The sequence below is a fragment of the Ruegeria sp. genome (genome assembly GCF_965221235.1).
Classification (GTDB): Bacteria; Pseudomonadota; Alphaproteobacteria; order Rhodobacterales; family Rhodobacteraceae; genus Ruegeria.
Map to the genome: position 1 here is coordinate 3,044,038 of NZ_CBDCRS010000004.1, position 24,884 is coordinate 3,068,921.

Sequence of the window (24,884 nt, forward strand, 5' to 3'; positions counted from 1 at the left end):
AGTTTTTTAAGGGCTGCCCGTGATCATAGGGCGGCACGAGCGGGTTGGAAGGCGTGGATAAAAAATTGGTGCAGCACGAAGACGACAGTGCGGCGCAGGCAGAGGCCCCTCCGCGCCGCCGCTCGCGCCGTCGCAAAGCTGCGCATTTTTCCGGTTGGACGATCCTGTCGCTGGGCCTGCTGGTATTTGCGGGTTGGTTCTTTCTGTTCGGCCAGAACCTGCATGCGCCCGAATGGCTGCGCAAAAGGGTCGAGCAGCGGTTAGAGCAAAGCCTTGGCGGCCTGCAATTCCGCTTTGGCGATGCCAGTTTCATCGTCAACGAAGAATGGCGGCCCCGGCTTAGGCTGACCGATGTGACAATCAGCGACGCGGCTGGGCAACAGATCGCTCAGGTCTCGGACCTGCGAACGCGGCTGTCGATGCGGGCCTTGCTGCGAGGGCAGATTCGCCCGCGCCGGATCATCGTACGCGACGCGCAGTTTGCGCTGACCCGAGGCATGGATGGCGCTCTGTCGCTGACGGTTGGGTCGGGCAGTGCGCCAGTGCAGCAGGCACCGGACCTCGCACAACTGATCGAGGCGTCGGATGACGTTTTCCTGTCCCCCATCCTGTCAGGGTTGCGATCCGTGGATCTGGAATCCCTTACGCTCGACTACCAAGACCTGCGCTTAGGCCGTGCCTGGATTTTCGACGGGGGCCATATCGCCCTTACCCGCAGCGGGGATGAGATGCGGCTGGCCACCGGATTTTCGGTGCTGACCGGACGGGACTATGCCAGCTCGATTGAGGCGAATTACACCAGCGTTCTGGGAACGCCGCAGGCGAGTTTCGGGTTTTCGATCACGGATGTTCCAGCGGAAGACATCGCCAGTCAAAGCCTCGCGCTGTCTTGGTTGCAGGTATTGGAAACTCCGATTTCCGGGGCGTTGCGCGGCAGTATCGACGACAAGGCGGCTCTGGGGCCGGTCTTTGCCACCCTGAACCTTGGCGCGGGCGTGGTGCAGCCAACTCCGGAAACCCGTCCCATCCCTTTTGAATCCGCGCGTACCTACTTCACCTATACTCCGACAAATCAGGAACTGGATTTTAACGAGGTCTCGGTTGTTTCGGCCTGGGGGTCGATACAGGCCGAAGGCAAGGCTTTTCTGCAAGGCATCGAGTCCGGCGCGCTGGAAAGCCTGACTGCGCAACTGAGCCTGAGCAACATCAACATCAACCCGGCTGACCTGTTCCCCGAACCGCTGCAACTGGCGCGGGCAGAGGTGGATATGCAGATGAAACTTGCCCCATTCCAGCTGCGGCTGGGTCAGGTCACGGTCGAAGATGGCGAACACCAACTGCGCGCCACGGGTATGCTGACCGGCGAAGCCGAGGGCTGGGCCGCCGCATTGGACGCGCATCTGGACAATATGGGCTATGACCAGTTGCTGAACTACTGGCCCGGGTTGTTGGCACCCAAGCCCCGCGAATGGGTGGAGGAGAACCTGTACAAGGGTCAGTTCTCCGACGTGGACTTCGCGCTGCGCCTGAAGCCCGGTGTTGCGCCGGATATCTATCTGGATTTCGGTTTCGACGAAGCCACTGTTCGGTTCGCCAAGACCCTGCCTCCGGTCGTGAATGGGCAAGGGCAGGCCAGTCTGATCAACCGCCGCTTTACGGTCACTGCCGAAGCTGGACAGGTCAATGCGGATCAGGGTGGGGCCATTGATGCTTCGGGCACGTCGTTCATCATTCCCGACACCAGTCTCAAGAAACAGTCGCCGTCGATCACCCGGATCACCGCCCGCGGCAGCACTACGGCGGCTTTGTCTCTGCTGGATCGCCCGCCGCTGGAGGTGCTGACAAAAGCAGGTCTGCCGGTGGACCTGTCGGAAGGCGAGGTGAGCCTGTCGGGTACTTTGGCCCTGCCGATGAAGAAAGAGCTGAAATTCGACGATACCGAGTTCCACTTTATGGGCGAGATCGACAATGTATTCAGTGACAAACTGGTCCCTGGCTTTTCGGTCAGTGCTGCCCGGCTGGGTTTGCAGGGGGATCAGACAGGGGTTGAGGTCTCGGGCCAGGGGCTATTTGGCGACGTCCCGATTCAGGCCAACTGGCGGCAACCAATCGGGAGCAGCACGGCTCAGCGAAGTGAACTGACAGGGCAGATCGAACTGTCGCCGCGTCTGATGACCGAGTTGAACGCGGGCCTGCCGCAAGGGATGCTGACCGGGCAGGGTGTTGCGGATATCACGCTGGGCATCGGCGCGGATGAACCGCCGAAACTGACGGCGTCCTCTGACTTGACCGGCGTTGCGTTGGCGATCCCCGAACTGGGCTGGCGCAAAGGTCCGGGGACTGCGGGTTCTATGACGGTCGCTGCCACGCTGGGTGACGCGCTGCGCGTGGATGAACTGACCCTGGACGCCGCTGGGCTACGCACCAATGCGTCGATTTCTTTCCGCGACGGTGATTTCGACCGGATGCGGTTCAGCTCTTTCGATCTTGGGAACTGGCTGGCGGTTCCGGCTGAACTGGTCAACCGCGGCGCTGCCGTGCCGGATATCCGCGTGCTGGGTGGTGTCATGAACTTGGGCCGTTCGACATTTGGCAGCGGCGGCGGGGGCGGCACCGGGCCAAGGCTCGACGTTGCCCTCGACCGCCTGCAAATCACCGAGACTGTCGCGTTGACCGGGTTCAACGGCGCGTTTCAGACAACGGGCGGGGTAACAGGGTCGTTCACGGCCGGAGTAAACGGCGGCGCACCGGTTCGCGGTCAGGTCACGCCGCGCGGAGGGCGCAGTGCCGTCACGCTGACCTCGGGCGATGCCGGGGGGGTGCTGCGTTCGGCCGGAGTGATTACGCAGGCGCAGGGCGGGGCGTTGGACTTGCAGCTTGAACCGGTCGCGGGACCAGGCGTCTATGACGTAATCCTGAAAATCACCAATACGCGGGTAACGGATGCGCCAGCGATGGCCGCGCTGTTGAACGCCATCAGCCTTGTAGGGCTGTTGGATGAAATGTCCGGGCAGGGCATCTTTTTCTCGACCATCGACAGTCGGATGCGGATCACACCAACCGAGGTCAAGGTCCTCAGCGGCAGCGCTATTGGTCCGTCGATGGGCCTGTCTTTTGACGGTACAATCGACACTGTGGCCGGGATGCTGAACCTGCGGGGCGCGATTTCTCCGATCTATTTGCTCAATGCCATCGGCAGTGTTTTTACCAAGAAAGGCGAAGGGGTTATCGGCTTCAATTACACTCTGACCGGCCCGCTGAGCCAGCCGAAAGTATCGGTGAACCCGCTGTCCGGCCTGGCGCCTCTTTTCCTGCGAAACCTTCTGCGGGCTCCGGCACCCAAGGTCACGGACGGTCCGAACGCTACGCCCGCCAAGCCAGATGAGCCAAAACGTACATTCGGTGCGCCCCCGTCGGATCGCTGAAAGGGCGGTGGCCGAATCTGAAAAGGCACGCTATGGCGCGCGCATGAAACTCAGCGATTTTGATTTCCACCTGCCCGAAGACCTGATTGCCACGCGGCCTGCCAATCCGCGTTCGTCTGCGCGTTTGCTGGTCGCGAATGGGGATACCGTGTCGGACGCTCAGGTTTTCGATCTGCCGGGCTGGCTGCAACCGGGCGATCGGCTGGTGCTGAACGACACCCGGGTCATTCCTGCTCGTTTGAACGGCCGCCGCCACCGCGACAGCGCGCAAGGGGCGGTTTCTGCCGCGATTGAGGCTACCTTGCTGGAGCCGCAGGCCGACGGCACCTGGAGTTCACTGGTAAAGCCGCTGAAAAAGGTCAAACAGGGCGAGGAGATCCGCTTTTCCGACGACCTGAGCGCAACGTTGCAGCGGGTCGAGGACGGGCAGGCCTATCTGCGATTCAACCTGACCGGCGAGGATTTCGACGCCGCGCTGGAGCAGGCGGGCGCGATGCCGCTGCCGCCATACATCGCCGCGAAACGTCCGGCGGATGAGCAGGACAAAACAGATTACCAGACCATCTGGGCGCGCAATTCAGGTGCGGTTGCGGCCCCCACGGCCTCGCTGCATTTCGATGACGCATTAATGCAGGCTCTTGACGCAAGGGGCGTGACGTTCAGCCATGTGACGCTGCATGTGGGCGCTGGCACCTTCCTGCCGGTTAAGGTCGAGGACGTAACGACCCACAAGATGCACGCCGAATGGGGACGGGTCAGCGCACAAGCTGCCGAAGAGATTCGCGCCACCAAAGCTGCTGGTGGGCGCGTCATCCCGGTTGGCACGACTGCTTTGCGTTTGATCGAGAGCGCTGGGCGCTCAGGCCAGATCGAACCGTGGGAGGGTGAGACGGATATCTTTATCTATCCCGGCTTCAAATTCCACGTAACCGACGCGCTGATGACCAACTTCCATCTGCCAAAATCCACTCTGCTCATGCTGGTTTCGGCATTGATGGGGCAGGGCCGGATGCGCGACGTCTATGCCCATGCAATTGAACAGAAATACCGGTTCTTTTCTTACGGGGACGCGTCGCTTTTGATCCCATAAAGGGCGTGTTGTCGGGATCAGCACATGGCAATGTCGTAGACAAGCACGACCAGAGCCGTTTTTCATATCAAAACGAATCCAAAGTTCCGATCGGCATTTAACGGAGGCCCCAATGCTTCAGGTTCTGTCCAGCGCATGGGCGCTTCTTCTCGGCATCGGCCTGCTTATGGTTGGCAACGGCCTGCAAGGCACAATCCTGGGTGTCCGGGGTGAGATTGAGGGGTTCTCGACCCTTCAAATGTCATTCGTGATGTCGGCTTATTTCCTTGGCTTCCTCGGTGGATCACGCCTTGCGCCTGAGATGATCCGGCGCGTCGGTCACGTGCGGGTCTTTGCGGCGCTGGCCTCTTTCATCTCTGCCGTGATGATCCTTTACCCGCTGATGACTGACCCGATTGTCTGGATTCTCGGGCGCGTCGTGATCGGTTTCTGCTTTTCCGGGGTGTATGTCACCGCCGAAAGCTGGCTGAACAACGCGGCCAGCAATGAAAACCGTGGTCAGGCGCTGTCACTTTATATGATCTTCCAGATGACCGGCATCATCAGCGCGCAGGGGCTGGTCTTGCTGGGCGATCCGGCGGGGTTCGATACGTTCGTTATCGCTTCGATCCTAGTTTCGGTTTCATTCGCGCCGATCCTGCTGTCAATCTCGCCGACTCCGGCGTTTGACACTACCAAACCGATGACCTTGCGCGAGTTGATGGGCAAATCTCCACTGGGCTGCGTTGGTATGTTTCTGCTGGGCGGGATCTTCTCGGCTCAGTTCGGTATGGCTTCGGTTTATGGCGCGCGGGCTGAGTTGTCGCTGGTCGAGATTTCGACCTTTATCGCCGCGTTTTATATCGGGGCCGTTGTGCTGCAATATCCGCTGGGCTGGTTCTCGGACCGGATGGATCGTCGGGTTCTGATCATGATCGTTGCTGCGACCGGGGCCTGTGGAGCGATCATGGGGATGCTTTTCGGGCTGTCTTTCCCGATCCTTCTGGTTTCGGCCTTCGTGATCGGCGGTATGTCGAACCCGCTTTATTCTCTGCTGATTGCCCACGCGAATGACTTTCTGGAGCATGAGGACATGGCCGCAGCTTCGGGCGGTTTGCTGTTCATCAACGGCCTGGGCGCCATTGCTGGCCCACTGATCACCGGTTGGATGATGGGAGACGCCGTCTTTGGTCCCCAAGGGTTCTTCCTGTTCATCGCCGCACTGCTTGTGACGACCGCGATCTATGCTCTGTACCGGATGACGCAGCGCGCCGCGATCCCTGTTGATGAGACAGGCACCATGTCTCCGGTCTATCCAACGGCCTCTCCGGTTGCGCTTGAGGTGGCTCAGGAAGTGGCCATCGAAGCCGCCGAGGCCGAGCAGGAAACGCAAGATGTTGCCTAGGACACAGGATTATGTCGCAAGTGTTGCAATTTTTTACTGTAACAAATCTGTAAAACGGATTTAAATTACCTTACGTCCTGGGGAGGGCAACACGACGGAGTTTAGGGCGATGGTAGGTCCTGAAGAAGTATTGAGTTATTGGTTAGACAAGGTCGGTCCAAAAGGTTGGTATCTACAGGACGACGCGTTGGATGCAGACATTCGCGAGCGGTTTTTGACCACCTGGGAAGCCGCGAATGAAGGCAAATTTTCTCTCTGGCTGACATATCCGAGCGGCTCACTGGCGTACATCATTCTGATGGACCAGTTCCCTCGCAATATGTTCCGCGGTAGCGCCAAGGCATTCGCCTCGGACCGCGCCGCCTTGACTGCCGCGAAATGTGCGGTGGACAAGGGCTGGGATCTGAAAATTGACGAGCCTGCACGGCAGTTCTTTTACCTGCCGATGATGCATTCCGAAAACCTCTGCGATCAGGAGCGCTGCGTGCGACTGATGTGCCAGAACATGAGCGGAAGCGATCCTAGCAACCTGTTGCATGCACGTGCGCATCGCGAAGTGATCCGCAAATTCGGTCGGTTCCCTTATCGGAACGAAGCGCTGGATCGCCCGATGACCACGCACGAAGCGGCCTATGTCGATATGGGCGGCTATGGCGCCACCGTGCGCGAGCTTCAGGCAGCTGGTTAAGACGCCGGCACGCAGCCGCGCAGAGTGTCAATTCGGTCGGTGACTACATCGGCCGATTTTTCTATGGCAGTGTTAATCAGGTTTTCCGGGGCGTCCGTAATTTCAGAGATGCGGGATTGCGTGGCTTGCATCTGCTCTTGCAAGTTATCCAGCGTGTTCAGTGCTGCGGAAACTCTCTGTGCCGCCGCTGTATCCGCGACCAACCCTTCAGCCTGAATATTGGCCAGATCGCTGCGCAGGGCGGTCAATTCCCCCCGGATGCTGCGAATGTCTTCCCGCAGCGGGGCCACAACCGCGACCTTTTCTGAGAATGCAGTGGTGATGCCGTCCACGGTCGACGCCAGTTTCCAGCCCAGGAACAGACAGATCGCCAACAGGATAAGAGTGGCATTGAGCAGCGCAAGTAGCAAGTCTTTGAGTGTTCTGGCCATGGTAAGTCTTTCGAATAACATGATTTTGAAAATGGGCAGCGGCGCCCGTTTTCTATGTTCTAGCCATTGATGAATGCTCGGTATAGGCTGAAAAATGCCAATTGCGCTTCAGTTGACCCTGCGTCCTATTTGTCGCGGGGGTGCTATATTGATGCGCTGTGAGAAATAGTTTAATGGTAAACTAAATTTTCAACTGACCTGCGCCGAGAGGGACACATGGCTGCACAATCCTATGATCTGATCGTAATCGGGGCAGGCCCCGGAGGCTATGTTGCTGCTATTCGCGCGGCTCAGCTGGGTCTGAACACGGCCGTTGTCGAACGTGAGCACCTCGGCGGTATTTGCCTGAACTGGGGTTGTATCCCGACCAAGGCGCTGCTGCGTTCGTCCGAGGTGTTCCACTTGATGGAACGCGCCAAGGACTTTGGCCTCAAGGCGGACAAGATCGGATACGATCTGGATGCGGTGGTCAAACGGTCTCGGGGTGTTGCGGGCCAACTTTCGGGCGGTATTGGTCATTTGCTGAAAAAGAACAAAGTCACCGTTGTGATGGGCGAGGCGACGATCCCCGCCAAGGGCAAGGTCACTGTTAAAACCGATAAAGGCACCGAAGAGCTGACCGCCAAGAATATCGTTCTTGCCACCGGCGCGCGGGCACGGGAATTGCCGGGTCTTGAGGCTGACGGCGATCTGGTTTGGACCTATAAGCATGCGCTGCAACCGCCACGGATGCCTAAGAAGCTGCTGGTCATCGGCTCGGGCGCGATCGGTATCGAATTCGCCAGCTTCTACAACACACTGGGTGCCGACACGACAGTGGTCGAGGTGATGGACCGCGTATTGCCGGTCGAAGACGCCGAGATCAGTGCGCTGGCCAAGAAGGCGTTCACCAAGCAGGGCATGACCATCATGGAAAAGGCGATGGTCAAACAGCTGGATCGAGCCAAAGGCAAGGTCACTGCGCATATTGAGGTCAAAGGCAAAGTAGAGAAGCACGACTTTGACACGGTGATTTCCGCCGTTGGTATCGTCGGGAATGTCGAAAACCTGGGCCTTGAGGCTCTGGGCGTCAAAATCGACCGCACCCACGTCGTTACAGATGAATACTGCCGCACAGGGATCGAGGGGCTCTATGCCATCGGCGACATCGCGGGCGCGCCCTGGCTGGCGCACAAGGCGAGCCATGAAGGCGTCATGGTCGCGGACCTGATCGCTGGCCAGCACGCGCATCCGGTCAAACCTGAAAGCATCGCGGGCTGCACTTATTGCCAGCCGCAGGTGGCGTCGGTCGGATACACCGAGGCGAAAGCCAAGGAACTGGGCTACGACATCAAAGTCGGCCGCTTCCCGTTCATCGGCAACGGCAAGGCCATCGCGCTAGGTGAGCCCGAGGGCCTGATCAAAACCGTCTTCGATGCCAAAACCGGAGAGTTGCTGGGTGCTCACATGATCGGCGCGGAAGTAACTGAGTTGATTCAGGGCTACGTGGTGGGCCGCCAGTTGGAAACCACCGAGGAGGATTTGATGAACACCGTCTTCCCGCACCCGACGCTGTCCGAAATGATGCACGAAAGCGTGCTCGACGCCTATGGGCGCGTGATCCACATGTAAGGGAAGGGGGCTCTGCCCCCGCCGTGGCAGGCCGTGACCCTCCCAAGATATTTATAGCCAGATGAAGCGGGGGATTCGTACTTCATCTGGCCGAAAATACCGCGGAGCGCGAGGCAGAGCCTCGCAAATGCCTATTTCGTCAAAGCGTCCAGAATACGCGCCCAAGAGCGGATGCCTTTGTGAAAGCTCTTCACGTCGTATTTTTCGTTAGGAGAGTGAATGGCATCGTCGTCATTGGCAAAGCCCACCAGCATCGAATCCAGCCCAAGTTCCGTGTTGAAGTATCCAACAACCGGGATTGAGCCGCCCATACCGGTAAAGACAGCTTCACGCCCCCATTCATCGGACAGCGCGCCTCGGGCGGCCTCGAATTCGGGGCGGTCAAGGTTCATGACTGAGGCTGGTGCGCCCTCGAGGTCGTTGTCCCATTCGACGGCCGCATCAGGCGACAGGCGGTCTTCGACATGTTTGCGGACTTTGTTGCGCAGCGCGTCGGGGTCCATGTCCCCGACAAGACGGCAGGTGATCTTGCAATGGGCCTGCGACGGGATCACTGTTTTCGAACCCGCGCCGTTATATCCGCCCCACAGGCCGTTGACCTCAAGCGTTGGGCGCGCCCATTGCTGTTCCAGCGCTGAATATCCCTTTTCACCATGGGGTTGGGTATAGCCGACTGAATTCAGATACTCGGTTTCGTTGAACCCGCAGCCCTCCCACTGGCGCAGCTGTTCGGCGGGAACTTCGTGGACGCCTTCGTAGAAACCCTCGACTGCCACCCGGCCGGTTTCATCGTCATAGAACGAAGCGACGATTTTCGACAATTCCCGCAGCGGGTTCAGCCCTGGACCGCCATAGTGGCCCGAGTGCAGGTCGATGCGGGGGCCGGTTATGGTGAACTCGTCCTTGAGCATGCCTCGCAGCTGCGACGCAATCGACGGCACGCCGCGCGACACCATCGACGTGTCGCACACCAGAGCCAGGTCAGCTTTCAGCTCGGCTGCATTCTCCCGCAGGAACGGGACCAGTGAGGGTGACCCCGATTCCTCTTCGCCTTCAAAGAAAAAGGTGATGCGGCACGGCAGAGAACCGTTCACGGCCTTCCATGCCCGGCACGCTTCGACAAAGGTCATCAGCTGGCCTTTATCGTCCGACGAACCGCGCCCACGGATAACCGGGCCGTTGTCTGTGTCTTCGATGGCTGGATCGAAAGGGTCGCGATTCCACAGGTTCAGCGGGTCGACGGGTTGGACATCGTAGTGCCCATAAAACAAGACATGCGGCGCGTTATTGTCCTCTCCAACGTGGCCAACAACCATCGGGTGGCCAGTCGTTTCACGTTTTTCTGCCGCAATTCCAATGCTTTTCAGGTCAGCCACCAGCCAGTCGGCCGCCTGATCAACCTGTGCGTCATAGGCTGGGTCCGTAGAGATGGACGGAATGCGCAGCAGTTCCATAAGGCGGGCGATCGAGGTTTGCAGATCAGTGTCGATGCGGTTCAATACGGCGTCCAGCGACATAGGCGTCTCCTGCTTATGAGATTTGCCGGAACCCTAGCAGCGCTATCTGCGTCGTCCAGTGCGCTTTGGCGGAAATCTGGTACAATATCGGAAACCCGCGCGGGTGCCTGCGTCGTTTCCCCGCGTCCAATAGCCGTAACTTTACTTGTCGCGGCGGGTGCGAGGGGATATTTGATGCAAATCAAGTGTGTGGTCCCAATGTCGTTTATAGGTAGAGGGCACAAGGGAACGCATTGGCGCCAAAGCGGATTCGTCCGATAACAGCGTCGGGAATATCGTCCGGCTGATGACGCCAGTGGTCGGGCAGGTAAGGAGAAACCGGTGGACTATACTGCTCAGCTCGATACAGCGATTGCCAGGCTGCATGATGAAGGACGCTACCGGACCTTCATTGATATCGAACGCCGCAATGGTCATTTCCCACATGCTGTTCGGACGCGCCCGGACGGGTCGCAGCAGAACATCACCGTTTGGTGCGGTAACGACTATCTGGGCATGGGGCAGAACCCGGTTGTCCTGAGCGCGATGCACGACGCAGTTGATGCGGCTGGCGCAGGTTCGGGTGGAACCCGCAACATCTCGGGCACGACGGTTTACCACAAACAGCTTGAGGCTGAGCTGGCCGATCTGCACGGCAAAGAGGCGGCTCTGTTGTTCACCAGTGCCTACATCGCGAATGACGCGACGCTGAGCACTCTGCCGAAACTCTTCCCCGGACTGATCATCTATTCTGATGAGTTGAACCACGCCTCGATGATCGAAGGCGTGCGCCGCAACGGCGGAGCCAAGCGTATTTTCCGTCACAACGACGTCGCCCATCTGCGCGAGTTGCTTGAGGCCGACGACCCCAAAGCGCCCAAGCTGATCGCATTTGAATCGGTCTATTCGATGGATGGCGACTTTGGTCCCATCGAGTCGATCTGTGATCTGGCCGATGAATTCGGCGCTCTGACTTATATTGACGAAGTTCACGCCGTAGGCATGTACGGCCCGCGCGGCGGTGGCGTGACTGAACGCGACCGTCTGGCCCATCGTATCGACATCATCAACGGCACCCTTGCCAAAGCGTTTGGCGTGATGGGCGGCTATATCGCGGCCAGCGAGAAAATGTGTGATGCCGTGCGCTCTTATGCACCGGGCTTCATCTTTACAACGTCGTTGCCGCCGGCAATTGCTGCGGGGGCTGCGGCTTCGGTGGCGCATCTGAAAGTCACGCAAGAGCTGCGTGACCAGCACCAGACTCAGGCCAAGATACTCAAGTTGCGCCTCAAGGGTCTGGGCTTGCCGCTGATCGACCACGGCAGCCACATCGTCCCAGTGATCGTGGGCAATCCGGTGCATACCAAGATCCTGAGTGATCGCCTGCTGGATGATCATGGGATTTACGTGCAGCCGATCAATTTCCCGACCGTCCCGCGCGGAACCGAGCGTTTGCGCTTTACCCCGTCGCCCGTACATGGGCCTGACGAAATGAACCGTTTGGTGCAGGCTATGGACGAACTTTGGTCACATTGTGCGCTAAATCGCGCCGAACTTGCAGGTTAACCTCACGCCAAAGTGTGCAATTTGTTTGCCGCGTGTTAAGCTTAGGCTAACAAAATGAACGGACGAATCGTTAATGGGGCGATTCGCCGTTAGCGTGAAACGCACGCGGGCAGAATGGGGCAGCAGGGATGATTGGGCGCAGATCTCAGCGCGAATCCAAGGGCGAAGCCGACGTCAGGCCGAAAGGGTTTGATGATTATGAGGTGCGGCTTGGCGACCGAATGCGGGGCGAACGCGCCACGATGGGCAAGTCGCTTTTGGACGTTCAGCGCGAACTGCGGATCAAAGCCAACTACATTGCAGCTATAGAAGACGCCGATCCTGACGCGTTTGATACACCCGGCTTTATCGCCGGGTATGTGCGTTCCTACGCACGTTATCTGGGAATGAATCCCGACGAAACTTTCGCCGAATTTTGCCAAGAGAGCGGTTTCGAAGTCGCGCATGGCATGTCGGCTGAGGCCTCGGTCGTGCGGAAGGCGACCGGAACGGTAGCCGCAAAGGGGCCGATGGGACGCGATCCATTTGTGTCGCCAAACACGCCTTATTTGCCGGGGCGGGAATCCTTCGTCAGTCAGATCGAACCGCGCGCCATTGGGTCCTCGCTGGTTCTGGTCGCGGTCATTTGCGGCATTGGTTATGGCGGCTGGTCGGTGCTGAACAAAATTCAGCAGGTGCAGGTCAGTCCGGTTGAACAAGCGCCCGTCGTACTCTCCGATCTTGACCCTCTGGATGCTGCGCGCAGCTCGGTCGATACCGAAGTTGCGGTAGTTGACGCACCTAGTGCCGAGGCGCTGGACCGGCTGTATCGCCCGCAGGCTTTGGACGTACCGGTTCTGGTAGCCCGCGACGCGCCGATCTCAACTCTGGATCCGCGCACGGTTGGCACTTTCCTGCCGCAGGAACTGCCGCAGGTTGAGATTGCTGAGGTTCACACAGTTGAACGCCCGGCTCTGCCGCAGGTGGTTGAGCAAATTGATACCACCCTCAAGATTGTTGCTGTTGATCCGGCCTGGATGCGTGTCACCGCCGCCGACGGCAGCGTGATTTTTGAAGGCACGCTGGGGACCGTCGAACAAGGCAGTGTATTCGAAGTGCCATTGACCGAAGAGCCGCCGCTGCTGCGCGCGGGCGCGTCGGGATCGGTCTTCTTCTCCATGAACGGCGAACACTATGGCCCGGCGGGTGCACCCGGCACAGTTGCCAAAGGTGTGGTCCTGTCAAAAGACGCTGTGGCCGAGATCTATGCCGTGGCCGATCTTGAGGCCGAGCAGAACAGCGCTTTGAAACAGCTGGTCGCGGAACTTCAGGCGCAGGCAGACGAAGCTCCGGCTGAGTGATCTAGCCATTGCGATGCCCCTTTAGGCGGACTATCTAACCCGTAACTCTGGCTGTCTTGGATACGTCCTTATGTCGCTCAATCACGTACGTCCGTGGCGCAATATCTACCGCCGCAAATCCCGTCAGATCATGGTTGGGGATGTTCCCATCGGGGGCGACGCGCCGATTGCCGTGCAGACGATGACCAACACGCTGACCACAGATGTGGTAGCGACCGTAGCGCAGGTGCAGGCAGCGGCTGAGGCGGGCGCAGATATCGTGCGGGTCTCGGTCCCGGATGAGGCGTCTTCTAAAGCGTTAAAAGAGATCGTGCGTGAAAGCCCGGTGCCGATCGTGGCCGACATCCATTTTCACTACCGCCGCGGGATCGAAGCCGCCGAGGCCGGTGCCGCCTGTCTGCGGATCAATCCAGGTAATATCGGCGATGAAAAGAGGGTGAAAGAGGTTATCAAGGCCGCCCGCGACCACAATTGCTCGATCCGTATTGGTGTGAATGCGGGGTCTCTGGAAAAGCATCTGCTTGAGAAGTACGGAGAGCCTTGTCCCGAGGCGATGGTCGAAAGCGGATTGGAACATATCCGTATCCTTGAAGACAACGACTTCCACAACTTCAAGATCAGCGTCAAAGCCAGCGACGTCTTCCTGTCTGCCGCCGCCTATCAAGGCATTGCCGAGGCCACGGATGCACCGATCCATCTAGGCATCACCGAGGCCGGAGGGCTGGTCAGCGGCACCATCAAATCGGCCATCGGTCTGGGTAATCTGCTGTGGATGGGCATCGGCGACACGATCCGTGTCAGCCTGTCTGCGGACCCGGTCGAAGAGGTTAAGGTGGGTTACGAGATCCTCAAGTCTCTGGGCCTGCGTCATCGCGGCGTGAACATCATCTCATGCCCTTCCTGCGCGCGGCAGGGGTTCGACGTGATCAAGACGGTCGAGGCGTTGGAGCAGCGGCTGGAGCACATCAAGACCCCGATGTCCCTGTCGATCATCGGTTGCGTGGTAAATGGTCCGGGTGAGGCGCTGATGACCGATGTGGGCTTTACCGGAGGCGGGGCCGGTTCGGGTATGGTCTATCTGGCCGGCAAGGCCAGCCACAAAATGTCCAACGATCAGATGATCGACCATATCGTCGAGCAGGTCGAGAAGAAGGCGGCCGAATTGGATGCTGTGGCTGAGGCTGCCGAATAAGTTTCCGGAATTCATCACCTGATGCCATGTTCTGGCCTGATTGGCCGTTACTAGTAGCGGCAAAGAAATGAATTTCAGGAGCAGTGAGCATTGAAACTCAAAGCGATTTGCGCGGGGCTGCTGGCCACCGCTTTGGCCGCATGCAGCAGCCCTTCGAGCGACTTCGACAGAGGACCCAGTTTTATACATGTCCCGGTTCCGCCAACGCAGGGCACGCAACTTGGCTACTTGTCCGTCCACGTGTCAGGATTCAATGAAAATGGCACCACGACGCGCGCCGATGTGCGTATCAGTCCGGGCGGGAGGGGCAAACCAAAGGGTAGCCTGACGCCAATCATGACAGTTGATCCGCAGCTGACGTCTCGGGTTGCTTTGTCGTTGCGAGATGGTCGTGATGCCAAAGCGGCGTTTGCGTTTGCGCAACAGATCGCGCGGACGACCTATTGTCCATCTGGCCCGATCACCGAAAATACCGGAATCCGCAAATACACCAATCCGCAAGACTTGCAGGCAATCCTGACGGAAAGCCAAAGGCAGGGACGCGATGTCATTCCCGCCGGTATCAAGGGTGAATCAGTTCCGGCGACTGATTTCAGATCGAATGGCACGCCGACATGGGTCGTGTCCATGAAATGCGACGCGCCGTATCCCTACGACTAGTATGAGCAAAGGGGCGGTATGACCGCCCCAATCACGCTTAGCCTTGTTCGGCGCGTACTCCGTTCGCGATCTGCTGCATCTGATCTGCGGGCAGGAAGCCGCGCAGCATTTCGGTGCCCAGAACAAAGGACGGCGTCCCGGAAATCTGCATCCGCTGCGCCAGCTCACGAGTGCTTCTGATCTCCTCGGTCACCTGATCGCTTTCCATCGCCGCGAAAATTGCATCGCTGTCCAGGCCCAGACCATCTGAGATACGGCGCAGAGTCACCTCAGAGGGCTCTCCGCTGAACTCCAGCAGGGCGTCATGCACTTGCTTGTAGGCGTCGTCGCCTGCCACGTGCTTGGTCGCGATTGCGAAGCGCGATGAGATCACGGACGCCTCGCCCAAGATCGGGAACTCTTTGATGACCAGACGGATGTTGCCGTCTTCGGCCAGCAGGTTGGCCACTTCGGGTACCGCACGGCGGCAGTAACCGCAGCGATAGTCCATGAACTCGACCAGGGTGATATCGCCGTCGGGGTTGCCGCCCACCCAGCTGAATCCGTCATTGAAAAGCTCATCAGCATTGGCGGCGACCAGTTCCTTGTCTGCGGCGGCTTCGGCTGCGGCGTTACGCTGTTCAAGGATGTTGATCGCTTCGATGATCACCTCGGGGTTTTGCAACAGGTATTCGCGAACCTGCGCGCCGAACTCGGCCTTTTCGGCCTCATTCATGGCGTTGAGGTCCAGCGCCTGCGCCGAGCCTGCCATCATGGAAAGCCCCAGAAGGGCCGGTGCAGCATGTCTGAGGATCATTTCCGTTTCCTTTTCTGCTTTTTCGCGTGTTCAGAGGCAATCAGCACATCCTGCGCCCTTTGCCAACCGGGTGAGCCTACGGGAAGTTGCCCGATGGCCCGTTTTGCATGAATACCCGCATCGTCCAACCGGCCTTGCAGGGCAAAGCGTTCGGCAGTCACTGCGGATGCCATTCCATTGTTGCCGTTGCGTGCATAAGCGACACTGAGGTCCTGCAACAGCCGTATATTCTGAAAATCCCTTGCGCGCGCTTTTTCAAGAGCTTGCAAGGCACTCTTCATCTGGCCTTGCGTCAGCAGTGCGCGCCCGTATCCGGCAAGGATCAGCGCATCGTTCGGCGCCATCTCGACCGCTTTGCCATAGGCTGTGACGGCCTCAGAGATCTGTCGGTTTTCCAATAAGATCTGGCCCTTCAGCTCATGATAGAATGGGTCGTCCGGGCGAATCTCGAGGGCGCCATCAATCGCAGCACGCGCGTTGGCGAGGTCGCGGTTCTGGTGATAGGCGGCGGCTTCGCGCATCAGGCGGATGTCCGGTGCGCTTTCTTCACGTGCACGCCGCATGGTCCAGCCGGGTGAGCGCAGAAAGGCCGACAATTTGCCTTTGACGCGCGCGAACCAGTACTCGGCGTTTGGGTCCATGGTGGACCAGTCGCCGAATTGTTCCAAATTCGCTTCAGCCGCGCGCAGGCGTTCGCGGCTGGTGGGGTGGGATCGCATATAAGGGTCCTGATTGGCCTCGCTCAGCAATTCCTGACCAACGAATTTTTGATGCAATGCAACCATCCCAGCAGGCGAGATACCTGCCCACCGTAGGTAGCTGGCCGCGCTTTGATCGGCCGAGGATTCTTCGGCCCTCGTGTGGCCCAGAAAACTGCGCAGCGCTGCCGATTGGGTGCCTGCGGCGATCCCCGCGGCGGCCTCGCCGCCCCCGGCAGCGGCGACGATCAGGGCAAGGGCAGTTCCCAGCCCGGCATTGCGGTTCGCGGCCCGCAGGTTTTCCACCCGCCGGGCAAGGTGGCCATTGGCGATATGGGCGGCCTCATGGGCGATCACGGCCTGTAACATCTCGGGGCTTTCGACACTCAATATCAGGCCGTAATTCACATAGATCGCGTTGTAATCAATGACGAAGGCGTTGAAGGTCCTGTCATTGACCACAATTATCTTCACCCGGTTGGTGTTCAACCCGGCAGCGCGCAGTACCGGAAAGGCCAGTTCGCGCAAGCCATACTCGATATCAGGGTCGCGGATCAGGCTTTGCGCGGTCGAGGGCACAGCGCTTGTGATCCATGTTACTGCCACCAGTAACAGGGCCGGGATTGACGCCAGCCTGGATACACGTTCAAAAGCCATGGCCAAAACATGGGAGATGGGCATGAGAAACTCAACCCGGTCCGGGGTCGATCCGTTTATTGTGATGGACGTGATGGAGGCCGCTCGAAAAGCCGAAGAGGCCGGGCGTCACATCATTCACATGGAGGTTGGCCAGCCCGGAACCGGCGCGCCCAAGGGGGCGGTGCAGGCTTTGGCCGGGGCGATGGAGCAAGCCCCGCTGGGCTATACGGTCGCTTTGGGCTTGCCCGCGCTGCGTCAGCGGATCGCGCAGATGTACGGTGAGTGGTACAATGTCGATCTCAATCCGGACCGAGTGGTGATCACCCCCGGCTCGTCGGGTGGGTTCCTGCTGGCCTTCACAGCTTTGTTCGACAGTGAGGACCGTGTCGGGATCGGCGCGCCGGGCTATCCGTCTTACCGACAGATTCTCAAGGCGCTGGGTCTTGTCCCCGTTGATCTGCCCACCGCACCGGAAAACCGCCTGCAACCGGTGCCAGCGGATTTTGCCGGGCTGGACCTGCAAGGTCTGATGGTGGCTTCTCCGGCCAACCCCACCGGCACGATGCTGAACCATTCCGCGATGGGCGCGCTGATCGAGGCCGCGCACGGGGAGGGGGCCTCGTTCATAAGTGACGAAATTTACCACGGCCTGGAATATGAGGCGAAAGCCGTCACCGCACTTGAACTGACGAATGAGTGTTATGTGATCAATTCGTTCTCCAAGTATTTCTCGATGACAGGTTGGCGTGTCGGCTGGATGGTGGTGCCCGAGGATCAGGTCCGCGTTGTGGAGCGTATCGCGCAAAACATGTTCATCTGCGCGCCACACGCCAGTCAGGTGGCCGCATTGGCTGCGATGGATTGCGACGAGGAGTTGCAGGCCAATCTGGATGTTTATCGCCGCAACCGTGCGCTGATGCTGGAAGGCCTGCCCAAGGCGGGCTTTACCAATATCGCCCCACCGGACGGGGCGTTCTATGTTTACGCCGATGTCTCGGACCTGACTGATGACAGCCGCGCCTTTGCGGCAGAGATTTTGGACAAAGCCGGTGTTGCGGTCACGCCGGGGCTCGATTTCGACCCGGAACGCGGCCATCACACATTGCGCTTTTCCTACGCCCGCTCAACGGCGGATATTGAGGAGGGGTTGGTGCGCTTGCAACGCTTTATGTCTGAGCGCGGCGCGATCACAACTCTGGCCTGACCCGTTCACAAAATCGACGTGGTCGGATAGGGTGGCGGTCAAACGATCTCGGGAAAACTTGAGGCCATGAGCAGGATTTTCTACGCCATCGCGCTGATCTGGGCGCTGAGCAGTGCTGCGTTTGCGCATGATTTCAGTGCGCTTGCACGCGTGTTGCCGGATCAGAGCCGTATTACTGATGACGGTCGGGCCGGAGTGCGCATTGAGCTGGGGCTCAGTCAGGGGGTGCCGTACCGGGTTTTCACCCTGCGCGATCCCTACCGCATGGTTGTGGACTTTCAGGAGGTTGACTGGACCGGGCTGAACGCGGACACATTCCTGCAAACCGACCGCATCAGCGGCGTAAAGTTCGGAGCTTATGTTCCGGGCTGGTCGCGGATGGTGCTTGAGCTTGGCGCGCCGCTGGCTGTTGAGACTTCGGACCTGAGGGTGGACCAGGTGAATGGGACAGCGCATCTGGCGCTGATCTTAGGTGGCACCGATTTCGACAGTTTCACCGCCAGTGCCGGCGCGCCGCGTCAGCCGGGTTGGGACCTTCCGGAACCGGCGGTGACGCCAGCCGCGCCGGGGTCGGATGGCGCGCGCCCCTTGCTGGTGATGCTGGACCCGGGCCATGGCGGCATTGATCCGGGGGCCGAGGCGGGCGGCACCGATGAGAAAACCCTGATGCTGACCTTTGCGCGTGAACTGCGCGAAACGCTGCTGCGCGCCGGAGGGTATCAGGTTGTACTGACCCGCGTGGACGATCATTTCGTCAGCCTCGAACGCCGCATCGCTCTGGCGCATCGGGCCGGGGCGAATGTGTTCATCTCGTTGCACGCCGATATCCTGTCCGAGGGGCGGGCGCATGGGGCTGCGGTTTATACTTTGTCCGATGATGCCTCGGATGTGGCCAGCCATAAACTGGCCGAACGGCACGACCGGGGCGATCTGATCTCGGGCGTCGATCTGAGTGGCGCGGACGATCAGGTGGCGGACGTTTTGCTGGACATCGCGCGTCAGGAGACCCGGCCCCGCACCGATGCTTTGGCACGGGCATTGGCGGACGGGATGGCGCAGCAGGGTGGTCCGATGAACAACCGTCCGATCCGTACGGCTTCATTCTCGGTGCTCAAGGCGGCGGACATCCCGTCGGTTCTGGTCGAACTTGGATTTCTGTCCAGCCCCAGAGATTTGAAAAACATACAGAATCCAGAATGGCGTCAGGGTATGGCGCGGGGTATTCTGAATGGTCTTGAGAACTGGCGTCAGGACGATGTGATCAAACGAGGCCTGATTGGTCAGTGACGCTACGGCGCAAACCGGCTAATATTGGCCATCGTGTTTTGACCCTGTGCCGGGGCATCACTATATAGGCGGCACCGCGAGTAAAAGGCAGTAACGTGATCCGGTTCATTCTTTCGTTTTTCGGGGCGATTTTCAGCCTCGTCACCTTGGGTATTTTCATGGCCGCGCTGGTGATTGGCGCGGTGTTCTGGATGTATGGGCGCGACTTGCCCAGCCATGAATCGCTGGCGCAATACAAGCCGCCGACGATCAGCCGGATTTACTCGGGCGAAGGGCAGCTGATCGACGAATTCGCGCAGGAACGCCGCCTTTTTACCCCGTCCGAAGAAATCCCCGATCTGGTGAAACAGGCGTTCATCTCGGCGGAAGACAAGAATTTCTACACCCATCAGGGATATGACCCGCGCGGTATCATCGCCGCCGGGGTTGAGGCGGTGAAATCCAAAGGGGCCAATGTCCGTGGTGCCTCGACCATCACACAACAGGTGATGAAAAACTTCCTGCTGTCCGGCGACCGCCGGGCCGAGCGTAAGATCAAAGAGATCATCCTCGCCACCCGGCTTGAGGATACGCTGGACAAAGAGCAGATCCTCGAACTCTACATGAACGAGATTTTTCTGGGCCAGAACTCTTACGGTGTGACAGCTGCCGCCCAGACTTATTTCAACAAGACGCTGCAAGAGCTGGAGCCGCATGAGGCCGCAACGCTGGCCGCAATGCCCAAGGCGCCGTCGGATTATCATCCGGTGCGGGAAAAGGAACGCCTGTTGGCGCGCCGTAACTATGTGCTGCGCGAGATGAACCAAAACGGGTATATTGATCAGGCGACTTTTGAGACCGAAGTCGACATGCCCTTGCGCTCGGTCCAAAACGGCGACTTTGAAAGCTTCCGCACGGCTTTGCCTCCGCGCGACTATTTCACTGACGAAATCCGCCGCCAGCTGAGCGAGGATTTCGGCGAGGGTGAGTTCTTTACCGGTGGCTTTACCGTTCGCGCCTCAGTGGACGAAGAGATGCAGGTTGAGGCCGCCAAGGCCTTGCGCACCGCGTTGCAGAAATATGACCGCTCCCGCGGGAAATGGCGCGGCACGGGTGAGGTGATCCCCGAAGAAAAACTGGCGGATGAAACCCAGTGGCGCGAGGCGCTGGCCATCATGGAGATCCCGCGCGACGTGGTGCTGCCAACACAGTGGTACCCTGCGGTCGTGCTGAACGTTGCCGAGCAGTCGCTGACCGTCGGTGTTGAGGATGGTCCCGCAGACGGCGTTGTCCCACGCTCGGACATCCAGTGGATGCAGGGCAATTTCTTCGACAATTTCAAACGCGGCGACGTCATTCTGGTGATGGCCGGGGAAGAGGGGCAATGGTCCGCCCGTCAGGTGCCTGAAGTGCAGGGCGGCTTTGTTGCAATGGACGTGAACTCAGGCCGTGTTCTGGCGATGCAGGGTGGGTTCTCGTATCAGGATTCAGTGTTCAACCGCGCCACTCAGGCACAGCGCCAACCGGGATCGAGCTTTAAACCCTTCGTTTACGCCGCCGCGCTGGACAGTGGTTATAGCCCAGCAACTATCGTTGTGGATGCCCCGATTGAGGTGAACACACCGCAGGGTCTGTGGCGGCCCAAGAACTCGTCGAACAAGTTCTACGGCCCGACGCCTTTGCGCACCGGGATCGAGCAATCTCGAAACCTGATGACCATTCGTCTGGCCCAAGAGGTCACGATGCCGGTGGTTGCCGGTTATGCGGAACGGTTCGGGGTTTATGACCGGATGGGCGCGTTCCTTGCGAACTCGCTGGGGTCAGAGGAAACGACGCTTTACAAGATGGTCGCGGCCTACGCGATGTTCGCAAACGGTGGTGAGCGGGTTGAACCCACTCTGGTCGACCGTATTCAGGACCGCTTCGGCAAGACGATTTATCGCCATGACGATCGCCAGTGCGTGGACTGTAACTCAAGCTGGTTGGAGCCGGACGAGTCGCCCACAATCGTTACCGATCGCTGGCAGGTGATGGATGCGATCACGGCGTATCAGCTGACCTCGATGATGAAGGGCGTGGTGGATCGTGGCACCGCGTCGGCCCATGTGAACCTGCCGGTGCCGACTGCTGGTAAGACCGGTACGACCAACGAATCCAAGGACGCGTGGTTCATAGGCTTTACCTCGAACATCGTGGCGGGTTGCTATATCGGATATGACCGTCCGCGCCCGATGGGGCGGGGGGCCTATGGTGGCACTATGTGCGGTCCGGTATTCCAGAGCTTCATGGAACAAGCGGTTGAGAAATACGGCGGCGGCCCGTTCGAAGTGCCGCCCGGTGGTCACTTCATCAAGATCGACCGCTTTAGCGGCGCGCGTCTGGCACCGGATGCGACCGGTGACTACGTGGTGGCTGAATATTTCCGTGATGGCGTCGACGGTTTCATCGACCGTGTCTATGACGGTGGCTTTGCGATGGGGTCTGACTTGCCTCTGTTTGAAGAGGCCAGCTCGGGCCGTCAGGTCACGACATCGACCGGCAGTACCGTTACCGTTGGTCCCAATGCCAGCCAGGGTGATCTTCAGGGCGGCGGACTTTACTGACAACTGATGCGTTTCGGAGCTCGGCTGTCTTGTGGTGCCCCGAACCTCTTGCTATCACGCAAGCCTGATTGAGCAAGTTGGGACAAGACCATGCGCGCCGAAACCCAGAATACCGTGGCGGAAATCGAAAAGTCGCTGGAGCTGCTGGCGCAGCGTATGGACTATGAAACCGCGCCTCATCGTCTTGAGGAATTCAATGCGCGTGTTGAGGACCCCAACCTGTGGGACAATCCCGAGAATGCGCAGAAACTGATGCGTGAGCGTCAGATGCTGGTCGACGCCATCGAAACCTATGAGTCCATCAAGACCGATCTCAGCGACAATGTCGAACTGATCGAACTGGGTGAGATGGAAGAAGACGAAGAGGTCGTCTCGGACGCCGAAGCTGCGATCAAGTCGCTCAAGGCCAAAGCGGCCAAGAAAGAGCTTGAGGCGCTGCTGGATGGCGAGGCTGACGGCAATGACACGTTCCTTGAGATCAACTCGGGCGCGGGCGGCACGGAAAGCTGCGATTGGGCCTCGATGCTGGCGCGGATGTATGTCCGCTGGGCCGAGAAAAAGGGCTATACGGTCGAGCTGCAGTCTGAAACCGCGGGCGAAGAGGCAGGGATCAAGTCTGCTGCCTACAAGATTTCCGGCCACAACGCGTATGGCTGGTTGAAGTCGGAAAGCGGCGTGCATCGTCTGGTGCGGATTTCGCCCTATGACTCGGCGGCCAAGCGGCACACCTCGTTCAGCTCGGTCTGGGTCTATCCGGTGGTGGACGACAATATCGAGATCGAGGTGAACCCCTCAGACATTCGGATCGACACCTATCGGTCTTCGGGCGCGGGTGGGCAGCACGTGAACACCACTGACTCAGCCGTGCGGATCACACACATCCCGACCGGGATCGTTGTGACCAGTTCCGAAAAGTCGCAGCACCAGAACCGCGATATCGCGATGAAAGCGCTGAAATCGCGGCTGTATCAACAGGAATTGGATCGTCGCAACGCGGACATCAACGCGGCACATGAGGCCAAGGGCGATGCGGGGTGGGGCAACCAGATCCGGTCCTATGTTCTGCAACCCTATCAGATGGTCAAGGACCTGCGGACCAACCATGAAACCTCGGACACCAAGGGTGTTCTGGATGGTGATCTGGACGGATTCATGGCAGCGACGCTTGCGTTGAACGTTGCGGGTAAAAGCCGGTCCGAGGCGCAGGGCGAGTAAGTCCGACAGGGGGCTTTGCCCCCGTCTCCGCAGGCGGCGACTCCCCCGAGGTATTTTGGGACAGATGAAGCGGATTCCTGTTCTAAACCGGACCGGAAAAGATACATTTAAACAATGGGTTTAAATGGGGGTGCGGCCCCGCTAGGCTGATCTTGTTGGGGGGATGAGCCTGAGATGGATTTGAGTCAAACGACCGCAAAAGACCTGCTGATTGATCTGAACGCCGGGCGGATGTCGGCCGTCGAGTTGATGCGCGCGACGCTGGATCGAGTTGCGGCGATCAATGGATCAGTGAACGCCATCGTTGCCTTGCGTGACCCTGACGAATTGATGGCTGAGGCCCGGGCGTTGGATGAAGGCCCAAAGCGGGGTCCGCTGCATGGATTGCCGATTGCGGTTAAGGACTTGGTCAATGTCGAAGGGATTGTGTCATCTCAGGGCTCACCAATCTTCAAAGGTTTTGTTCCGGAAAAGGATGATTTGATCGCCGCGCGGATGCGGGCGGCAGGGGCGATCCTGATTGGCAAGACGAATACGCCCGAGTTCGGACTGGGCTCTCATACTTTCAACCCGGTCTATGGGGCGACGTCCAACCCCTATGATCCCGAGCGGACATGCGGGGGATCTTCTGGTGGTGCGGCGGTTGCGTTGGCCACCGGGATGCTGTCGCTGGCGGACGGGTCCGACATGATGGGCAGCCTGCGCAACCCAGCCGCCTGGAACAATGTCTATGGGTTCCGGCCTAGCTGGGGCCGGGTTCCGTCTGAGCCTGCGGGGGACGGGTTCCTGCATCAGTTGTCGACGCTTGGCCCAATGGCGCGTTGCCCCGAGGATCTGGGCCTGTTGCTGGATGTGATCTCGGGTCCCGATCCAAGACATCCGCATCGGGTGACCGGAGAGGATGTTTCCCCAGTCGGTGCAGTTGACCCGAAAGGAATGCGGATCGGCTGGCTGGATGATTGGGGCGGGGCTTATCCGTTTGAACAAGGCATTCGGGATATGTGTCAGGACGCGCTATCGGTACTGACCCAACTTGGGGCTGAGGTTGAACTGCTTGCGCCTCCGATTGAGGCTGAACGGATCTGGGACAGTTGGGCCACTTTGCGATCTTGGAGCGTCGCGGCGGGCCTTGCTGACCTCACTGAACACCGGGCCGCATTGAAGGACACCGCACAGTGGGAGTTGGACCGGGGGTTGAACATGACCGCAATGCAGGTGCATCGGGCCAGCGTTGCCAGATCAGCGTGGTTCCGGCGCGCGGTTGGGGTGTTCGGGGACTGTGACGCTCTGGTTCTGCCTTCGGCGCAAGTCTGGCCGTTTGAGATTGAGGTTCCGTATCCCACAGAAATTGCAGGGAAAAGGATGGATACCTATCATCGGTGGATGGAGGTCATGGTGCCGGTCAGCCTCATCGGGCTGCCATGTCTGTCCGTGCCCGTCGGGTTTGGTGAAGAAGGGCTTCCGATGGGAATGCAGATTTTCGGTCCGCGCGGATCGGACGCGCGCATCCTGTCGCTCGGTGCTGCTTATCACGCCGCCACCGGGTGGCCGCAAAAACGACCGGCCCGACCATAAGGCCG

The 24,884-nt window shown here is 59.3% G+C and carries 18 protein-coding genes; 14 read left to right on the plus strand and 4 right to left on the minus strand.

Annotated elements, in window-relative coordinates:
* Positions 1-53 precede the first annotated feature (53 nt).
* The 4 genes from ACOQOY_RS18515 (at position 54) to ACOQOY_RS18530 (ending at position 6,587) form a co-directional block, all read left to right on the plus strand.
* Positions 54-3,425, plus strand: coding sequence for a DUF3971 domain-containing protein (locus tag ACOQOY_RS18515; protein WP_420586807.1), 3,372 nt, complete (start codon positions 54-56; stop codon positions 3,423-3,425).
* A gap of 43 nt (positions 3,426-3,468) precedes the next feature.
* Positions 3,469-4,515: a tRNA preQ1(34) S-adenosylmethionine ribosyltransferase-isomerase QueA gene (gene queA, locus ACOQOY_RS18520; protein ID WP_420587276.1), complete on the plus strand. Its 1,047-nt coding sequence runs from the start codon at positions 3,469-3,471 to the stop codon at positions 4,513-4,515.
* A gap of 112 nt (positions 4,516-4,627) precedes the next feature.
* Positions 4,628-5,899, plus strand: coding sequence for an MFS transporter (locus tag ACOQOY_RS18525; protein ID WP_420586808.1), 1,272 nt, complete (start codon positions 4,628-4,630; stop codon positions 5,897-5,899).
* 109 nt (positions 5,900-6,008) lie between these two features.
* Positions 6,009-6,587 (plus strand): DUF924 family protein, encoded by a 579-nt coding sequence (locus ACOQOY_RS18530; protein ID WP_420586809.1) that lies wholly within the window; start codon positions 6,009-6,011, stop codon positions 6,585-6,587.
* On the opposite strand, the gene ACOQOY_RS18535 is transcribed toward ACOQOY_RS18530, so the two are convergent.
* Entirely contained in the window at positions 6,584-7,018 is a 435-nt protein-coding gene (locus ACOQOY_RS18535; RefSeq protein WP_420586810.1) for a hypothetical protein, read from the minus strand. The genes ACOQOY_RS18530 and ACOQOY_RS18535 overlap by 4 nt on opposite strands.
* A gap of 216 nt (positions 7,019-7,234) precedes the next feature.
* Between ACOQOY_RS18535 and lpdA the strand changes: the two genes are divergently transcribed.
* Complete coding sequence (lpdA, locus tag ACOQOY_RS18540) at positions 7,235-8,629, plus strand: dihydrolipoyl dehydrogenase (RefSeq protein ID WP_420586811.1); 1,395 nt, start codon at positions 7,235-7,237, stop codon at positions 8,627-8,629.
* Positions 8,630-8,760: 131 nt separating this feature from the next.
* Here the strand turns inward: lpdA and ACOQOY_RS18545 are convergent, their stop codons facing one another.
* Positions 8,761-10,146: a M20/M25/M40 family metallo-hydrolase gene (locus ACOQOY_RS18545; protein WP_420586812.1), complete on the minus strand. Its 1,386-nt coding sequence runs from the start codon at positions 10,144-10,146 to the stop codon at positions 8,761-8,763.
* 321 nt (positions 10,147-10,467) lie between these two features.
* Here ACOQOY_RS18545 and hemA point away from each other — a divergent pair, with 321 nt between their 5' ends.
* From hemA to ACOQOY_RS18565, 4 genes are all read left to right on the plus strand, one after another.
* Complete coding sequence (hemA, locus tag ACOQOY_RS18550; RefSeq protein ID WP_420586813.1) at positions 10,468-11,691, plus strand: 5-aminolevulinate synthase; 1,224 nt, start codon at positions 10,468-10,470, stop codon at positions 11,689-11,691.
* Between the two features lie 128 nt (positions 11,692-11,819).
* On the plus strand, positions 11,820-13,031 hold the full coding sequence (locus ACOQOY_RS18555) for a helix-turn-helix domain-containing protein (RefSeq protein WP_420586814.1): 1,212 nt from the start codon (positions 11,820-11,822) through the stop codon (positions 13,029-13,031).
* A 70-nt stretch (positions 13,032-13,101) separates the two neighbouring features.
* Positions 13,102-14,223 (plus strand): flavodoxin-dependent (E)-4-hydroxy-3-methylbut-2-enyl-diphosphate synthase, encoded by a 1,122-nt coding sequence (gene ispG, locus ACOQOY_RS18560; protein WP_420586815.1) that lies wholly within the window; start codon positions 13,102-13,104, stop codon positions 14,221-14,223.
* A 336-nt stretch (positions 14,224-14,559) separates the two neighbouring features.
* Complete coding sequence (locus ACOQOY_RS18565; RefSeq protein WP_420586816.1) at positions 14,560-14,883, plus strand: hypothetical protein; 324 nt, start codon at positions 14,560-14,562, stop codon at positions 14,881-14,883.
* Between the two features lie 37 nt (positions 14,884-14,920).
* On the opposite strand, the gene ACOQOY_RS18570 is transcribed toward ACOQOY_RS18565, so the two are convergent.
* Positions 14,921-15,679 carry a DsbA family protein gene (locus ACOQOY_RS18570; protein WP_420586817.1) on the minus strand — a complete coding sequence of 253 codons (759 nt, stop codon included), beginning with the start codon at positions 15,677-15,679 and terminating at the stop codon, positions 14,921-14,923.
* Positions 15,676-17,058 carry a M48 family metalloprotease gene (locus tag ACOQOY_RS18575; protein ID WP_420586818.1) on the minus strand — a complete coding sequence of 461 codons (1,383 nt, stop codon included), beginning with the start codon at positions 17,056-17,058 and terminating at the stop codon, positions 15,676-15,678. Before ACOQOY_RS18575 ends, ACOQOY_RS18570 begins: the two co-directional genes overlap by 4 nt.
* Here ACOQOY_RS18575 and ACOQOY_RS18580 point away from each other — a divergent pair.
* The 5 genes from ACOQOY_RS18580 (at position 17,057) to ACOQOY_RS18600 (ending at position 24,879) form a co-directional block, all read left to right on the plus strand.
* Complete coding sequence (locus ACOQOY_RS18580) at positions 17,057-18,220, plus strand: pyridoxal phosphate-dependent aminotransferase (protein WP_420586819.1); 1,164 nt, start codon at positions 17,057-17,059, stop codon at positions 18,218-18,220. The genes ACOQOY_RS18575 and ACOQOY_RS18580 overlap by 2 nt on opposite strands.
* Positions 18,221-18,286: 66 nt before the next feature.
* Complete coding sequence (locus ACOQOY_RS18585) at positions 18,287-19,507, plus strand: N-acetylmuramoyl-L-alanine amidase (protein ID WP_420586820.1); 1,221 nt, start codon at positions 18,287-18,289, stop codon at positions 19,505-19,507.
* Between the two features lie 95 nt (positions 19,508-19,602).
* Entirely contained in the window at positions 19,603-22,089 is a 2,487-nt protein-coding gene (locus ACOQOY_RS18590) for a penicillin-binding protein 1A (RefSeq protein ID WP_420586821.1), read from the plus strand.
* Positions 22,090-22,179: 90 nt separating this feature from the next.
* Positions 22,180-23,304, plus strand: coding sequence for a peptide chain release factor 2 (prfB, locus tag ACOQOY_RS18595; RefSeq protein WP_420586822.1), 1,125 nt, complete (start codon positions 22,180-22,182; stop codon positions 23,302-23,304).
* 174 nt (positions 23,305-23,478) lie between these two features.
* Positions 23,479-24,879: an amidase gene (locus ACOQOY_RS18600; protein ID WP_420586823.1), complete on the plus strand. Its 1,401-nt coding sequence runs from the start codon at positions 23,479-23,481 to the stop codon at positions 24,877-24,879.
* The last annotated feature ends 5 nt before the right edge of the window (positions 24,880-24,884 follow it).

What these genes read in the sequence shown, in the direction of transcription:
- queA (WP_420587276.1), top strand. Translation starts at nt 3,469, where the DNA reads ATGAAACTCAGCGATTTTGATTTCCACCTGCCCGAAGACCTGATTGCC.
- ACOQOY_RS18525 (WP_420586808.1), top strand. Translation starts at nt 4,628, where the DNA reads ATGCTTCAGGTTCTGTCCAGCGCATGGGCGCTTCTTCTCGGCATCGGC.
- ACOQOY_RS18530 (WP_420586809.1), top strand. Translation starts at nt 6,009, where the DNA reads ATGGTAGGTCCTGAAGAAGTATTGAGTTATTGGTTAGACAAGGTCGGT.
- ACOQOY_RS18535 (WP_420586810.1), bottom strand. Translation starts at nt 7,018, where the DNA reads ATGGCCAGAACACTCAAAGACTTGCTACTTGCGCTGCTCAATGCCACT.
- lpdA (WP_420586811.1), top strand. Translation starts at nt 7,235, where the DNA reads ATGGCTGCACAATCCTATGATCTGATCGTAATCGGGGCAGGCCCCGGA.
- ACOQOY_RS18545 (WP_420586812.1), bottom strand. Translation starts at nt 10,146, where the DNA reads ATGTCGCTGGACGCCGTATTGAACCGCATCGACACTGATCTGCAAACC.
- ACOQOY_RS18555 (WP_420586814.1), top strand. Translation starts at nt 11,820, where the DNA reads ATGATTGGGCGCAGATCTCAGCGCGAATCCAAGGGCGAAGCCGACGTC.
- ispG (WP_420586815.1), top strand. Translation starts at nt 13,102, where the DNA reads ATGTCGCTCAATCACGTACGTCCGTGGCGCAATATCTACCGCCGCAAA.
- ACOQOY_RS18565 (WP_420586816.1), top strand. Translation starts at nt 14,560, where the DNA reads ATGACAGTTGATCCGCAGCTGACGTCTCGGGTTGCTTTGTCGTTGCGA.
- ACOQOY_RS18570 (WP_420586817.1), bottom strand. Translation starts at nt 15,679, where the DNA reads ATGATCCTCAGACATGCTGCACCGGCCCTTCTGGGGCTTTCCATGATG.
- ACOQOY_RS18580 (WP_420586819.1), top strand. Translation starts at nt 17,057, where the DNA reads ATGAGAAACTCAACCCGGTCCGGGGTCGATCCGTTTATTGTGATGGAC.
- ACOQOY_RS18575 (WP_420586818.1), bottom strand. Translation starts at nt 17,058, where the DNA reads ATGCCCATCTCCCATGTTTTGGCCATGGCTTTTGAACGTGTATCCAGG.
- ACOQOY_RS18585 (WP_420586820.1), top strand. Translation starts at nt 18,287, where the DNA reads ATGAGCAGGATTTTCTACGCCATCGCGCTGATCTGGGCGCTGAGCAGT.
- prfB (WP_420586822.1), top strand. Translation starts at nt 22,180, where the DNA reads ATGCGCGCCGAAACCCAGAATACCGTGGCGGAAATCGAAAAGTCGCTG.
- ACOQOY_RS18600 (WP_420586823.1), top strand. Translation starts at nt 23,479, where the DNA reads ATGGATTTGAGTCAAACGACCGCAAAAGACCTGCTGATTGATCTGAAC.